The 12,812-nt window shown below is 67.1% G+C and carries 15 protein-coding genes; 1 reads left to right on the top strand and 14 read right to left on the bottom strand.

Annotated elements, in window-relative coordinates:
• Positions 1-26: 26 nt before the first annotated feature.
• Positions 27-1,757, bottom strand: a complete 1,731-nt coding sequence (locus CQW49_RS18855) for an MEDS domain-containing protein (protein WP_003613343.1) — start codon at positions 1,755-1,757, stop codon at positions 27-29.
• Positions 1,758-2,074: 317 nt separating this feature from the next.
• Between CQW49_RS18855 and CQW49_RS18845 the strand changes: the two genes are divergently transcribed.
• On the top strand, positions 2,075-3,187 hold the full coding sequence (locus CQW49_RS18845; protein WP_003613345.1) for an OmpA family protein: 1,113 nt from the start codon (positions 2,075-2,077) through the stop codon (positions 3,185-3,187).
• A gap of 11 nt (positions 3,188-3,198) precedes the next feature.
• On the opposite strand, the gene rdgB is transcribed toward CQW49_RS18845, so the two are convergent.
• From rdgB to motA, 13 genes are all read right to left on the bottom strand, one after another.
• On the bottom strand, positions 3,199-3,828 hold the full coding sequence (gene rdgB, locus CQW49_RS18840) for an RdgB/HAM1 family non-canonical purine NTP pyrophosphatase (RefSeq protein WP_003613347.1): 630 nt from the start codon (positions 3,826-3,828) through the stop codon (positions 3,199-3,201).
• Positions 3,825-4,538: a ribonuclease PH gene (rph, locus tag CQW49_RS18835; protein ID WP_003613350.1), complete on the bottom strand. Its 714-nt coding sequence runs from the start codon at positions 4,536-4,538 to the stop codon at positions 3,825-3,827. Before rph ends, rdgB begins: the two co-directional genes overlap by 4 nt.
• A 156-nt stretch (positions 4,539-4,694) precedes the next feature.
• Positions 4,695-5,795 carry a flagellar basal body P-ring protein FlgI gene (locus CQW49_RS18830; protein WP_003613352.1) on the bottom strand — a complete coding sequence of 367 codons (1,101 nt, stop codon included), beginning with the start codon at positions 5,793-5,795 and terminating at the stop codon, positions 4,695-4,697.
• Positions 5,792-6,241, bottom strand: a complete 450-nt coding sequence (flgA, locus tag CQW49_RS18825) for a flagellar basal body P-ring formation chaperone FlgA (protein ID WP_003613354.1) — start codon at positions 6,239-6,241, stop codon at positions 5,792-5,794. The genes CQW49_RS18830 and flgA overlap by 4 nt, the downstream gene beginning before the upstream one ends.
• Positions 6,238-7,026 (bottom strand): flagellar basal-body rod protein FlgG, encoded by a 789-nt coding sequence (gene flgG, locus CQW49_RS18820; RefSeq protein WP_003613356.1) that lies wholly within the window; start codon positions 7,024-7,026, stop codon positions 6,238-6,240. Before flgG ends, flgA begins: the two co-directional genes overlap by 4 nt.
• A gap of 18 nt (positions 7,027-7,044) precedes the next feature.
• Positions 7,045-7,368 (bottom strand): flagellar hook-basal body complex protein FliE, encoded by a 324-nt coding sequence (gene fliE / locus CQW49_RS18815; RefSeq protein WP_003613358.1) that lies wholly within the window; start codon positions 7,366-7,368, stop codon positions 7,045-7,047.
• Positions 7,365-7,784 (bottom strand): flagellar basal body rod protein FlgC, encoded by a 420-nt coding sequence (gene flgC, locus CQW49_RS18810; RefSeq protein ID WP_003613359.1) that lies wholly within the window; start codon positions 7,782-7,784, stop codon positions 7,365-7,367. Before flgC ends, fliE begins: the two co-directional genes overlap by 4 nt.
• A 4-nt stretch (positions 7,785-7,788) precedes the next feature.
• Positions 7,789-8,172, bottom strand: a complete 384-nt coding sequence (gene flgB, locus CQW49_RS18805; protein WP_003613361.1) for a flagellar biosynthesis protein FlgB — start codon at positions 8,170-8,172, stop codon at positions 7,789-7,791.
• A 71-nt stretch (positions 8,173-8,243) separates the two neighbouring features.
• Positions 8,244-9,320 carry a flagellar biosynthesis protein FlhB gene (gene flhB / locus CQW49_RS18800; protein ID WP_003613362.1) on the bottom strand — a complete coding sequence of 359 codons (1,077 nt, stop codon included), beginning with the start codon at positions 9,318-9,320 and terminating at the stop codon, positions 8,244-8,246.
• A gap of 13 nt (positions 9,321-9,333) precedes the next feature.
• Complete coding sequence (locus CQW49_RS18795; RefSeq protein WP_244441276.1) at positions 9,334-10,344, bottom strand: flagellar motor switch protein FliG; 1,011 nt, start codon at positions 10,342-10,344, stop codon at positions 9,334-9,336.
• 30 nt (positions 10,345-10,374) lie between these two features.
• Positions 10,375-10,653, bottom strand: coding sequence for a flagellar motor switch protein FliN (gene fliN, locus CQW49_RS18790; protein ID WP_051418860.1), 279 nt, complete (start codon positions 10,651-10,653; stop codon positions 10,375-10,377).
• A gap of 142 nt (positions 10,654-10,795) precedes the next feature.
• Positions 10,796-11,815 carry a FliM/FliN family flagellar motor switch protein gene (locus CQW49_RS18785; protein ID WP_003613368.1) on the bottom strand — a complete coding sequence of 340 codons (1,020 nt, stop codon included), beginning with the start codon at positions 11,813-11,815 and terminating at the stop codon, positions 10,796-10,798.
• 1 nt (position 11,816) lies between these two features.
• The gene (gene motA, locus CQW49_RS18780) at positions 11,817-12,686 is read right to left on the bottom strand and encodes a flagellar motor stator protein MotA (protein ID WP_003613370.1); all 870 of its coding nucleotides are present in this window, start codon (positions 12,684-12,686) and stop codon (positions 11,817-11,819) included.
• Positions 12,687-12,812 lie beyond the last annotated feature (126 nt).

The raw sequence follows: 12,812 nt of genomic DNA, 5'->3' as shown, positions 1-12,812 counted from the left end.
GGTCACGCTGTAAGGGAGGCCCGTTTTCACTCCGCCAGCGGCAGGGTGAAGCTGAAGACGGTTCCACCCCCCTCATTGGGCTCCGCCCAGATCCGCCCATAATGCGCCTCGACAATCGAGCGCGACAGCGAGAGGCCGACGCCGAGGCCACGCGGCTTGGTGCTCTCGAATGGCTCGAACAAGCGCGCGCTCGCCGTCTCCGAGAGGCCCGGACCGCTGTCCGCGACATCGATCCGGATCATCTTTGCGGCGACGGCCGCGGTCGAGACGCAGAGCCGGCGCCGCTCCGCCTTTTGGAGCGCCTCGATCGCATTGCCGATCAGATTCGTCATCACCCGCTCGATCTGCTCCGCATCGGCGATGACGAGATCGTCGCGAGCGCCGAGCCGAAGGACGAGCTCGACGTCCCCGCCGCGCGCCATGCGCTCGCAGACCTCCGCGATCAGGCGATGCAGGCGCACGCAGGTCTTGTCCGGCTCGCGATGCGCGATGCATTCACGCAGGCGGCGGATGATGTCGCCGGCCCGCAGCACCTGCTCGCAGGCCCGGTCCAGCGCCTCCTCGGCCTCCTTCGCGCGGCACTCGCTCCCCTTCGCCACCATGCGCTTGGCGGCCTTGAGATAAGCGGCTGTCGCGGTCAAGGGCTGGTTGATCTCATGCGCCAGCGTGCGCGCGACTCCGCCCATCGCCAGCAGCCGGTCGCTGTCGAGGCGCCGGATGCGCGCTTCGGCGCGCCGACGCTCGCTGAGATCCTGCAGGCAGACGGCGAACAGTCGGCGCGGATGAGCGAAGCCGATCTCGCTGACCGCGCAATCGATCGGCACGATCGCGCCGTCCCGGCGGCGCCCGCGCAATTCCCGGCGGCGGCGAAAATAGCCGCGATCCACGATCGCCAGCAGGTCGCGCGGCCGCCGCTCACGGCGGCCGCGATCGACCAGCGAGTCGATCGTCTCGCCGACGAGATCGCCGAGGGCGTAGCCGAACATCGCCGCAGCGGCCGGATTGGCGGAGATCACCACGCCATCCTCATCGACCGTGACGATGCCGTCGGTCGCGCTCTCGATCGTCGCGCGGAGCCGCGCCTCGCTCTGGCGCAGGGCCTGCTGGGCCCGGCCGCGTCCATAGCTCTCGACCGCGCGCCATTGCCCGCCGCGCCGCAGCAGCGTCAGCTCATGCGCGCCCAGTACGTCGCAGGCCCTCGTCGCGGCGTGGTCGGCGAGCGGATAGGTGCAGAGCGCGATGATCCGCGACGAATGGATCAGCGGATCGACCTGCGCTTCATAGCGGACGAAATCATCCCATTCGTCCTCGCTCACCCAGGAGGTGTCGCCCGAGACGCGCATTCCCGCGTAGCCGCGCGCCAGCGCCTGCGCATATCGAGCCGACCAGGCGCGGCACACTCGGCTCGCGTCGAAACGACCGGCGGTCTTGTACCAGGCGCGATAATCGAGAATTTCGATCTGTCCCCGCTCGATGCGCCGCGGCAGATCCGGCGCGGCCGCCTCCAGCGCCTCCTTCGCTCGCAAGACGCCGATCCGCCCGGAGGTGATCCACACGCAGAACTCGCCGGCTGCGAGGCCCGCGGCGAAATAAGGCGCGAGCACCTCGAGCAGCTCATCGTCGTCCGCGTAGAATTGGCAAAGATGCGCGCCCCAGGAAAGATTGTCGATCCCTTTGATTCCGGACGGCGTCGTTGATGGGCGATCGGCGGCCGTCGGCGCGACGGCGACCTTCGCAGCGCTGCAATGTCGGTTCATGGAGGTGTTGGAAATTCCTCGGTGTCGAAACGCGTTGATTGTCGAAACAGGCCATTCGAACGGGGCCGATTCCATATCCAATCATACCACGGATCAAGGCGGCTTCGAGGAATCGCAACTAAGTATAATCCGCTAGTGGCGCGCCTCGCGCGACGCCCGAATGCGCCGATTCGCCGTTCGGCCGCGCTGGTTCGCCAGCGGCCGGGCCCGCGCTGCGCGCTTGAAACCCGCTCATTCGACGTTAATTGCCCGAGCGCGTCGGCGGCGGATCCGCCCTTCGTCGCGCCCCGCAGCTCAGCCGACGCGCTCCCCGAGGCATGATCGATCTCCTGACCCATTATGGCTTGTTCGCGGCGATCGCCTTTCTCCTCGGCGCACTCGTCGCCTTCGCCAGCCGCGGCCCCGCGGCCGCGGGCGGCCTGCTGCGCCGCGGCGATCACACGATCGCGATCTGGCTCTGCCTCGCCCTCGCCGTGGCGCAGGTGACGCTCGGCCGCATCTCCCTCTATTTCGACGGCGCCCTGCTGCTGCTCGCGGCCTGCCTCGCCGGCTTCGGCGCGGTCGCGGCGATATTCGGGCCGCTCGCGCGCGACCGGCTGACCTGGCGCGTCGGCGCCTGCGGGCTCGCCGTCACCTGCGCCCTCGCCAATCTCGAATCGGCGCGCAGTCTCGAATCGGACCTGCGCCACCGCCTCGGCTCGCTGCTCGCGCGCGACGGCGACGATCCGCTGAGCTTCGAGGTCAGCGGGCGGGACGTCCTGCTGCCGAGCGAAACGCCCGGCCATGCGACGCTCGCCGCGCGGCTCGAGCGCGCCGCGGGCGTGCGCGCGGTCTGGACCGTAGACACGCTGTCGCCGCCGGCCGCGGCGCTGCGCGAGCGCGCCCTCGCGGAAGCGGCGGCGCGAGCCGCGCAGGATCGAGCGGCGCTCGCCGAATGGGAACGTCGGCAAGCCGCACTTCCGGCCCCGCAGGAGCGGCGCAGCTCCTCAACAGGCGCGCCCGCCGCTCGCGCGCCACTGGTGTGGGCGCCGCCGCGCGATCCGACCCTGCCGTCGACGGCGACGCTGGAGCCCGAGCCAAAAGCTTCTGAGCCGGCCGAGCCGCCGGCTTGCATGGCCGCGCTCGCCACGCTCGCCGACGGCCGCGCCATCCGCTTCGCCCGAGCGAGCGCGGCGCTGGACAGTGAGTCGCAACAGCTGCTGACCCGTTTCGCCGAGCAGCTGAAGCAGTGCCCGCAGGCGGCCCTCGAGATCAGGGGCGCCGCCGACACGCTCGGAAAAGCCGCGAAGAACCGCCGCCTGTCCCTGCGCCGCTCCCGAGCCGTCGCCGATTATCTCGGCCGCATGGGCGTCGGCCGTGACCGGCTCGTCAACGCCGAAGCGCGCTCGCCGGCGCGCGCGGAGAACCGTATCGAGTTCGGGGTGAGATAGTTCGCGACAGCTCAGACGAGACACGCCCGCGCCAGCGCCTGGAAGGCGCGCGCGCGGTGCGAGAGCGCGCGCGAGCCGTCGCCAGGCAGAGCGTGCTTTTCCGCCGACATCATCTCGCCGAAGGTGCGGCTGAGCCCGTCGGGAAGAAAAATCGGGTCATAGCCGAAGCCTTGTTCCCCGCGTGGCGGGAAAACCAGCACGCCGTCGACCCGCCCCTCGAACTCCTCGACATGTCCGTCCGGCCAGGCCACCGCCAGCGCGCAGACGAAATGGGCGGGAAACGGAGCCGTCGCGCCGCGCTCGGCGAGCTCGCGCTCGACGCGACGGATCGCTGCAGCGAAATCGCGATTGTCGCCGCCCCAGCGCGCCGAATAGACGCCAGGGGCGCCGTCCAGCGCGTCGACGCAGAGCCCGGAATCGTCGGCGAAGGCGGGCAGCCCCGTCGCCGCGCAGGAGGCGCGCGCCTTCAGCAGCGCATTGCCGGCGAAGCTCGTCTCCGTCTCCTCCGGCTCGGTCACGCCGAGCTCGCCCGCCGAGACCGCATCGACGCCATGCGGCTCCAGCAATTGCCGCAGCTCCCACAGCTTGCCCGGATTATGCGTCGCGATGACGAGACGGCCCTCGATCTTGCGCGCGCTCACGCGATCGCCGCCTTCTGCATCTCGATGAGCTTGCCGATCCCGGCGCGCGCCAGCGACAGCATGGCGGAGAGATCCGCCTCGGTAAACACCGCCGCCTCCGCCGTCGACTGCACCTCGACGAGACCGCCTCCGCCGGTGATGACGAAATTGGCGTCGGTCTTGGCGGTCGAATCCTCGCCATAATCGAGATCGATTACCGGTCCGGCGTCGCAGACGCCGCAGGAGACAGCCGCGACATGATCGCGCAGCGGATTCTCTTTGATGATCGAGCGCGAGCGCATCCATTGGAAGCAATCGTGCAGCGCCAGCCAGGCGCCCGAGATCGCAGCGGTGCGCGTGCCGCCGTCGGCCTGAAGAACGTCGCAGTCGACGACCACCTGCCGCTCGCCCAGCGCCGGCAGATGCGTGACCGCGCGCAGCGAGCGGCCGATCAGCCGCTGGATCTCCTGCGTGCGGCCGGACGGCTTGCCGGAGCTCGACTCGCGGCGCGTGCGCGTATGCGTCGCGCGCGGCAGCATCGCATATTCGGCGGTCACCCAGCCGCGCCCCTGGCCGCGCAGCCATGGCGGCGGCTTGTCCTCGAGCGAGGCCGCGCACAGAACATGCGTGTTGCCGAATTTGACGAGGCACGACCCCTCGGCATAGCGGGCGACGCCTCTCTCGAAGCTGACGGGACGCATTTCGTCTGGCGCGCGTTTGCTCGGACGCATGGAGACTCCAAAAAAAACGTCTCCGGCCGAGTCGAACCTCCGTTCGCTCCGCGGGCCGGTCGACCGGGTTCGCGAAGGAGCGTTTCTAAACCGGTTCGCGCGGCAGGGGAAGCGCGGCGCCTCCGCATCGCGCGAACCGGGCGCTGCGCCGTCTCGTCATTGAATGACGAGATCGGCCTGCAACGCGCCCGCGGTCTTGATCGCCTGGAGAATGGAGATGATGCCGGTCGGCTTGAGGCCGATCTGATTGAGGCCGCGCACCAGCGTCTTCAACGTCGCCCCTTCGAGCGTGCCGACCTGCCCCACCTGCTCGGTCGCGGTGATGCGCGTCTGCGAGGTCACCGTCGTCTGCCCATTGGAGAAGGGCCCCGGCTGCGACACTTCCGGCGTCTCGTTGATGCGCACGGTGAGCCCGCCCTGCGTCACCGCCACCGGCAATATCTGCACATCCTGGCCGATGACCACGGTTCCCGTGCGCTCGTCTATGACAACGCGCGCCGGCGTCGTCGGATCGACGCGCAATTCGCCGATCTCCGCGAGCAGGCGCGTCGCGCCCATGTTCGGCGCGCCGCGCACCGCGACGCTGCGATTGTCGCGCTCGCGCGCGAGACGCTGGCCGTAGCGCTCGCGTGTGAACGCATTGATCGCATCGGCGACGCGCACCGCCGTCTGAAAATCGGGATTGCGCAGCTCCAGCACCAGCGCGCCGCTGTCGCCCGACGGCCGCGGCGCCTCACGCTCGATGGTCGCGCCATTGGGCACGCGGCCCACGGTGGCGACGCCATGCGTCAGCGATTCATTCTGTCCCGACACTGCGAAGCCGGAAACGGCGATCGGCCCCTGCGCGAGCGCATAGACATTGCCGTCGACGCCGGTGAGCGTCGTGAGGATCAAGGTTCCGCCCATCAGCGAGGAGGCGTCGCCCATGGCCGAGACCGTGATGTCGATCGACGATCCCCAGCCGACGAAGGGCGGCAGCGAGGCCGTCACCATCACCGCGGCGAGATTGCGCGTGCGTAGCTGCGTGTTGGGCACATTGACGCCCATGCGGCTGAGCATGGAGGCAACCGATTGCTCGGTGAACGGCGTATTGCGCAAAGTGTCGCCCGTGCCCTGCAGGCCGACGACCAGCCCATAGCCGACGAGCTGATATTCCCTCAGCCCGCGCACCGAGACGATGTCCTTGATGCGAACGGAAGCGAGCGCCGGCGCGCAGCCGAGCAGGAGCAGGACCGCGACGACGAGACGGCGCATCATCCCTCGCTCACCCTGATCGAGCCATCCGGCTGCACGCGGCCGGTGACGACGAGCCCACTGTCCTGATTGCGCACGCGAATGAAATCGCCGACGCCGCCCGCCTGCAGCGCCGCTCCATAGGCGACGATCGTCAGGCCCGTCACCTCGAACACGATCTTCACCTGCGCATTGACGGCGACGATCCGCGGCGAATCGACGGCCATGACCGGAATCGGACGGTCGGGCAGCAAAGTGCGGCGCGCGACCTTGCCGATGAGCGCGCTCCGCGTCTCGACGACCACTCCCGCCGCGCCGCCGTTGAAGGCGCGCTCGGCCAGCATGTCGTCGCGTATCGCCTCGCCGGGATAGATGACCACGCGCGGCGTCGGCAGCATCCGCTCCTGCGCGCCGGCCACAACCGGGCAGGCGACGAAGGCGGCGATGACAAAGGCGAGCGCGCGTCTCATCTGATGCCCTTGGAGACGGTGCCGGCCATCTCGTCGACCGCGCTGATGACCTTGGAGTTGAGCTCGAAGGCGCGCTGCGCGGCGATCAGATTGACGAGCTCCTTCACCGAATCGACATTCGAGCTCTCGAGATAATATTGGCTGATGACGCCATAGCCGGGATCGCCCGGCACGCCGACGACCGGCGTCCCGGAGGCCTGATTTTGGCGGAACAGATTGCCGCCCAGCGCCTCGAGGCCGGACTCGTTGGCGAAATTGGCGATGGTCAGCTGACCGAGTTGCTGTGGATTCGTCTGACCGCCGATGACCGCCGTCACGAGGCCCGACTGGCTGACCGAGACGCTGACCGCATTGTTGGGAATGATGATCGTCGGGCTCACCAGATAGCCGTCGCCGGTCACCAGCTGCCCATTGGCGTTGGTGCTGAAGGAGCCCGAGCGCGTGTATAGTATCTCGCTGTCCGGCCCGGTGACCTGAAACCAGCCGCGCCCGTTGAGCGCCAGATCGAGCTGGTTGCCGGTCTGCGCGAGCGAGCCTTGCGTCTGCAAGCTGCGGATGGCCGTGAGGCGCACGCCGAGGCCGGTCTGCGCGCCTTCCGGAACGGTCGCGTCGCGGCCGCGGTTGGAGACGCCCTGGAGACGATCCGCCTGATAGAGGAGATCGGTGAACTCCGCGCGCGAGCGCTTGAACGCGGTGGTGTTGATGTTGGCGATGTTGTTGGAGATGACTTCGATATTCTGCTGCTGGGCGTTCATGCCCGTCGCGGCGATCGCAAGAGCTCTCATGATCTCACGAGTCCTTTTTCAAATCGTCATTCGGCTGATTTCCTGATAGGCGCCGACCGCCTTGTCGCGCACAGCGATCGCGGTCTGCAACGTGCGCTCGGCCGTCATCACCTGATCGACGACCTGCTGCACGGAGGCCTTGCCCTGCACGGCGGCGATCGACGTCGCCTCGCTCGATTTCAGCGTGTCGACCGCATCCGTCGTCAGCTGGCCGAGCACCTCGGAAAAGGAGGGGCCGTCGACTTTCGGCGTGAGCGTGGATTTTCCCGTGATCCCCTGGAGCGCCGAGACGCCGAGGTCGGCCGCGACGGAGGAAACGATGCCGGTAGCGAGCGGAATCATTGGCTTCCCTTCAAAAGATCGATCGTCATCGAGAACAACTCGCGCGTCTGCTTCATCACCTGCACATTGGCCTCGTAGGAGCGATTGGCCTCGCGCATATCCGCGACCTCGGTCATCAGATTGACGTTGGGGTATTTCACATAGCCGTCGGTGTCGGCGGCCGGATTGCCCGGATCGTGCTCGACGCGGAAGGGCGCGCGGTCGACGCCGATGGGGCCGACCTGCACGAGCGACGCGCCCGACGCGCGGTCGACCTCGCTCTGAAAGCTGATCGTCTTGCGCGAATAAGGCGCGCCGCCCGCGGTCTTGGCGACCGATTGCGCATTGGCCATGTTCTCGGCGACGACACGCAGACGCGCCGATTGCGCCGAGAGGCCGGAGCCGGCGATCTTCATCGAGGCCTGCAGCGGGTCCATCTCGCTATCCCTTCAACGTCGCCATCCACATTCCGTGGAAGGCCTTCAGAATGCTTGTGTCGATCGAGAACGCGCCGCGAATCTCGCCGGCCTTGATCATCTCCTGCTCGAGGCTGACCGAATTGCCCGAGACGGTCGTCTCCCAAGCAGTTCGCTCCTTCGGAGACGCGGCTTGCGGATCGAAGGCGGCGGACTGCACATGCAGGCTGTTCGTCTCGCTCATCTGCAGTCCGCTCTGATCCAGCACCTTGGTGAAAGGCGCGAGATCAACGGCGCGATAGCCGGGAGAATTGGCGTTGGCGACGTTCTGCGCGACGAGCGCCTGCCGCGCGGAGAGATAGCTGCGCTGGCGCTCGACGAGATCGAAGAGATAAACAGGCTCGACCATGGGTCCTCACATGATCCTTCGTCCGTTTGTCCTACGCGCTTGGTCTTGCGTCAGGCTGGACGACGAAAACGTCAACGCGCGGATGAGCCGCGAGTGCTCTGCAGGAAGTGGATGAGCTCGGCGACGGGGCGATAGAACTCCGAGGGAATCATCTGGTCGACCTCGACATGATTATACATCGCGCGTGCGAGCTCCGGACGCTCGAGCACCGGCACGCCATGGGCCTCGGCGATCTCCCTTATCTTGAGGGCGACGAGATCCTTTCCCTTGGCGACGACCGTTGGCGCGCCGCCTTCCGTACGCACATAGCGCAGCGCGATCGCGTAATGAGTCGGGTTGGCGATCACCATCGTCGCCTGCGGTACCTGCGCCATCATACGCTTGCGGGAGCGCTCGAGCGCCAGAGAGCGCATGCGGGCTTTGACGAGAGGATCGCCTTCGGACTGCTTGTGCTCCTCCTTCATCTCCTGTCGGCTCATGCGCATGTCGCGCCGCCATTTGAATTTCGACCATGCGAGATCGGCGAGCGCGATCAGCACGACCGGTATGCAGACGACGCTGGTGAGCCGAATGATCAGCTTCAGCAGCAGCGACGGCAGATGCGCGGGCTCCATCCGCATCGCATCGATGATGAGGTCGCGATCGACGGTGAGCGAGAACACGACCGCGCCGCCGATGACGGCGATCTTAGCGATCGACTTCACGAGCTCGACCACTCCAGTGACGCCGAAGATGCGCTTCAATCCCTGCTGCGGCGAGATGCGCGAGAGATCGGGCTCGATGCGCTTGAAGACGAGGCGCGGCGCGCCCTGCATCGCCGCGGAGAGCAGTCCGGTGATCATGAAGATCGACAGCATCGGCGCGAGGAAGCGGCCGATCTCCTCGGCGACGGCGCGCGACTGCATGAACGCGTCGGCGCCATTGGCCAGCGAGAATTGCCCGACATTGGAGAGCATCAGCTCCATCGAAAGAGCGAGGCGTGGCCCCACCGTCTCGATGACGAAGCTGACGCAGAGGAGAAATCCGAGGAACAAGACGGCGACCGCGACATCCCGCGCGACAGGCGTCTTGCCTTGCTCCAGCGCGTCGAGAATTTTTTTCTCGCTCGCTTCTTCTGTTCGAGAGTCGTCGTCTTCCGACTCGCTCATGGCGCGGTCGCGCTCACTCCGGGATGCCCTCCGCCGGGCTCGAGAGATCGATCTTGCCCTGCTCCGCGAGCTTCAGCACCGTGTCGGCGATGAGGCGGCGAGCCTCGAGAATGTCACGCCGCGGCGGCGACGAGCCGGTCGCGAGCTCGCTCTCGACCATGCGGCGCATGCGCGAGGACAGTGCGGCGAGGATGAAGTCGCGAATATCCACTTCGGCGCCGCGCAGCGCCAGCACGACGCGATCGGTTGGCACGGTGTCGAACAAAATCATGCGGGCGCGAACGTTGAGGCGCGTGACGTCCTCGAAGGTGAACAGCATGCTCTTGAGCGCCTCGGCGTCGCGCGGACGCCGCTCCGAGAGGCTGCGCAGCGCGCCCTCGGCCTGATCGCGCTCCATCTTGTTGATGATCGACGCGAGCTTGGCGTTCTTGGCGGCCGAAGCGGTGAGCTCTGTGTTCTGCAGGAGCTCGACCTGCAGCACGGATTCGAGCAGGCGCAACGTCTCATCGGCGACATTGCGCGCCCCCAGCATGCGGCGCACGACCTCGTCGCGCAGCGCCTGCGGCACCGCGTTGAGCGTCCGCGCCGCGCGCGCCGGATCGATGCGCGAGAGCATCAGCGCCACCGTCTGCGGATGTTCCTTGGCGACGAATTCGGTAAAGGCGCCTTCTGGCGCGTCGCCGACGCGCTCCCACACCAGCCCATTGGGGCTGCCGCGCACCTCGGACATGATCTCGGCCACCTGATCCGGCGGCACGACTCCCGTGATGAGCTGCTCGGCCTCTCCAACGGTGCCGCGCAGATCGCCGCCGCCGCTCGAGAGCTCGCTCATGAACTCTTCGATCAGCGGCTCGATCGCGCTCGCCGGCACGGAGCCGAGACCCGCGGCGAATTTGGTGATCTGCCGCAGCTCGCTCTGATCGAAATGCTTCAGCACGCGCTGCGCGACGAATTTATCGACGGACAGCAGCAGAGCGGCGACCTTTTCGGGGCCGTTGAGCACGCGTGTTTGCTCTGTGGTCATTGCGCTCGTCATCGCAGCCCTTCGCCGCCGTCACGCTCGCCTTTCGGCGTTCCGCGGCTCGATGATTTCCGTCAGCGAAACGCCGAAGCGCGTGTTGTCGTCCTCGACGACCACCACCTCTCCGCGCGCGATCAACCGACCATTGACCACGACGTCGACCGGCTCGCCGATCTTCTGATCGAGCGGCACGATCGCCCCACGCCCGAGCTTCATCAGATTCGACACCGGCATGGTGACCGACCCGACGATCACCTGCATGACGACCGGAATGCGCAGGATCGATTCGAGCTTGCGTGAATCGACGTCCATTCCCGCCCGCGGCTCCTCGCTCGCAAGTCCCGCATCTATGCGCGGACCACCGCCGATCAGCCGCTCGAGTTCCTCGCTCTTTGAGCCTTCCATGCTCGATTTCTCCCAGATGGCTGCGCCATCGAGACGGGCTTCGGCGCTCTCATGCGCCGAGCATGTCGTCGATGAATTCCTGCTCCTTGTCGACGAAATCCGCGATGCGGATGGTGTAGGCGCCGTCCTTCTGGCCGATCTCGCACCAGAACAGCGTCTGCCCCTCGCATTCGAGCGCGATGAGTCCGGTCGGCGAGACCGGCAGCTCGACGATCTGACCGACCTCGAAGCGTGCGACGTCGCCGAGCGTCAGGTCGCGTCGCTCCATCACCGCGGTGAGCGACACCTCGGTCGCCGTGATGCGGTCCTTCATCCGCTGCGCCCACAGCGGATCGGCCGACTGTATCGTCGTCGCGGGGTCGGCCGCGAGCGCCTCGCGCAGCGGATCGAGAACGCCTTGCGGAAATGTGACGAGCGCCTCGCTCTCGGCGCCGAAGGCCGTCAATCGAAAGCGACAAATCAGGGCCGATCCGCTGCGCCGCGCGGCGCCCGCGGGCTCCGGCTTCGGCTCCACGGGATCGAGCGCGAGAGCGGCGCCCGCCGTCGAGGCGAAGGAGATCTGCAGCGCCTTGGCGAGACGATCGAGCACGAGCCGCGCGAGCCGGATCTCGACGCTGGTGAGCGCGCGCTCCTCCTCGTAGAACGGCTCGGAGCCGTCGGCGCCGAACAATCCCTCGACCATGGCGAAGACGAATTTGCGCTCGGCGCCGAGCGTGACGCGCGCATCGGGCTCGGCGCCGCCATACGTGGCGGTGATGGCCAGAGCGTCGAGCGCGTTCTGCGCCTCGGCGGCGCGCGTCGCCGCGACGCTCTCCACCGCCACTTGCGGCGACACGAAGCCGAGCTTGCGCAGCATCTCCTCGAAGCCGAGAGCGGCCTCGTCGAGCGCGACGCGCAGCATCGGCAGACGATCCGGCGACAGCCCGCCGCCGGCGAGCAGCCTTTCTCTCACCGCGACGCCGGGCGCGTCCGGCGCGTCGTCGCGTTTCTTCTTCGGCGCCGCAGGCGCGGCGGGACGCTTGCCCTTCGACCCGCGCGCGGGCGCCTCGGCGACCTCTCCGGCGGTCATCTCACGCAGCCTCCGCCGCGCCGCCCGACAAGGTCTCGTTCTCGACCTCGTCGATGGTCGGACGCTCGTAGGACGGGATCGACTTGCGGCCGTGCTCCACCGCCACCTGCGGCATACCGCCATTCATGAAGGCGAGCAGCGTCTGCTTGATGATGACGTAGAGATGGCACTCCTTGGTGCGCGCCACCTTGATCTTGAAGGCGAGCGGCGTGATGACGCCATAGGAGACGAAAATCCCCGCGAAAGTGCCCACCATCGCGGCGCCGATGAGGCCGCCGAGCAGCTCCGGAGACTGGTCGAGCGCGCCCATCGCCTTGATGACGCCGAGCACCGCGGCGACGATGCCGAGCGCCGGCAAGCCGTCGCCGACCGAGGTCAGCGCGTGATAGGGCTTCAGCCGGTCATAGCGGATCGCCGCGATCTCCTCGTCCATCAGCGCCTCGATCTCGAAGGTGCGCACATTGCCGATGATGAACAGCCGGCAATAATCGCAGATGAACGCCGTCATCTCCTTGTTCTCGAGAACCTTCGGAAAGGCGGTGAAGATTTTCGATTCGGCTGGATTGTCGACATGCGCCTCGACCTCGTTGCGCGGCTTGCTGCGCAATTCGCGCATCAAGGCGTGCAGCAGCCCCAGCACATCGAGATAATCGCGATGCTTGGGGCCCTTGCCCATGATCGCCTGGCCGATGGCCTTGCCGGAATCGATAATGACCTTCGTCGGATTGGCGATGACGAAAGTGCCGAGAGAAGAGCCCATGATGATCACGAACTCCCAAGGCTGCCAGAGCACGACGAGATGTCCGCCGAGCGCGGCGAATCCACCGAACATGCATCCCATCGTAATGATCAGTCCGACGAAGAATCCCATGACGATGGTCTCTCCCGAGGGGAAATCTACTTGCTTGGAATTAGGTTTATTCGCTTGCGCGAGGCTGACATTGAGCTTTCAGCCTCACACAAGCCGGCGCTTGCAGCATAAGGAAGCGCCGCACGC

The organism is Methylosinus trichosporium OB3b, from assembly GCF_002752655.1.
Lineage (GTDB): Bacteria > Pseudomonadota > Alphaproteobacteria > Rhizobiales > Beijerinckiaceae > Methylosinus > Methylosinus trichosporium.
This window is presented reverse-complemented; position numbering and strand designations above follow the sequence as displayed.

What these genes read in the sequence shown, in the direction of transcription:
- CQW49_RS18795 (WP_244441276.1), bottom strand. Translation starts at nt 10,344, where the DNA reads ATGACCACAGAGCAAACACGCGTGCTCAACGGCCCCGAAAAGGTCGCC.
- flgG (WP_003613356.1), bottom strand. Translation starts at nt 7,026, where the DNA reads ATGAGAGCTCTTGCGATCGCCGCGACGGGCATGAACGCCCAGCAGCAG.
- flgC (WP_003613359.1), bottom strand. Translation starts at nt 7,784, where the DNA reads ATGGACCCGCTGCAGGCCTCGATGAAGATCGCCGGCTCCGGCCTCTCG.
- fliE (WP_003613358.1), bottom strand. Translation starts at nt 7,368, where the DNA reads ATGATTCCGCTCGCTACCGGCATCGTTTCCTCCGTCGCGGCCGACCTC.
- motA (WP_003613370.1), bottom strand. Translation starts at nt 12,686, where the DNA reads ATGGGATTCTTCGTCGGACTGATCATTACGATGGGATGCATGTTCGGT.
- CQW49_RS18830 (WP_003613352.1), bottom strand. Translation starts at nt 5,795, where the DNA reads ATGATGCGCCGTCTCGTCGTCGCGGTCCTGCTCCTGCTCGGCTGCGCG.
- CQW49_RS18845 (WP_003613345.1), top strand. Translation starts at nt 2,075, where the DNA reads ATGATCGATCTCCTGACCCATTATGGCTTGTTCGCGGCGATCGCCTTT.
- flgA (WP_003613354.1), bottom strand. Translation starts at nt 6,241, where the DNA reads ATGAGACGCGCGCTCGCCTTTGTCATCGCCGCCTTCGTCGCCTGCCCG.
- CQW49_RS18785 (WP_003613368.1), bottom strand. Translation starts at nt 11,815, where the DNA reads ATGACCGCCGGAGAGGTCGCCGAGGCGCCCGCGCGCGGGTCGAAGGGC.
- flgB (WP_003613361.1), bottom strand. Translation starts at nt 8,172, where the DNA reads ATGGTCGAGCCTGTTTATCTCTTCGATCTCGTCGAGCGCCAGCGCAGC.
- CQW49_RS18855 (WP_003613343.1), bottom strand. Translation starts at nt 1,757, where the DNA reads ATGAACCGACATTGCAGCGCTGCGAAGGTCGCCGTCGCGCCGACGGCC.
- fliN (WP_051418860.1), bottom strand. Translation starts at nt 10,653, where the DNA reads ATGGACGTCGATTCACGCAAGCTCGAATCGATCCTGCGCATTCCGGTC.
- rph (WP_003613350.1), bottom strand. Translation starts at nt 4,538, where the DNA reads ATGCGTCCGAGCAAACGCGCGCCAGACGAAATGCGTCCCGTCAGCTTC.
- flhB (WP_003613362.1), bottom strand. Translation starts at nt 9,320, where the DNA reads ATGAGCGAGTCGGAAGACGACGACTCTCGAACAGAAGAAGCGAGCGAG.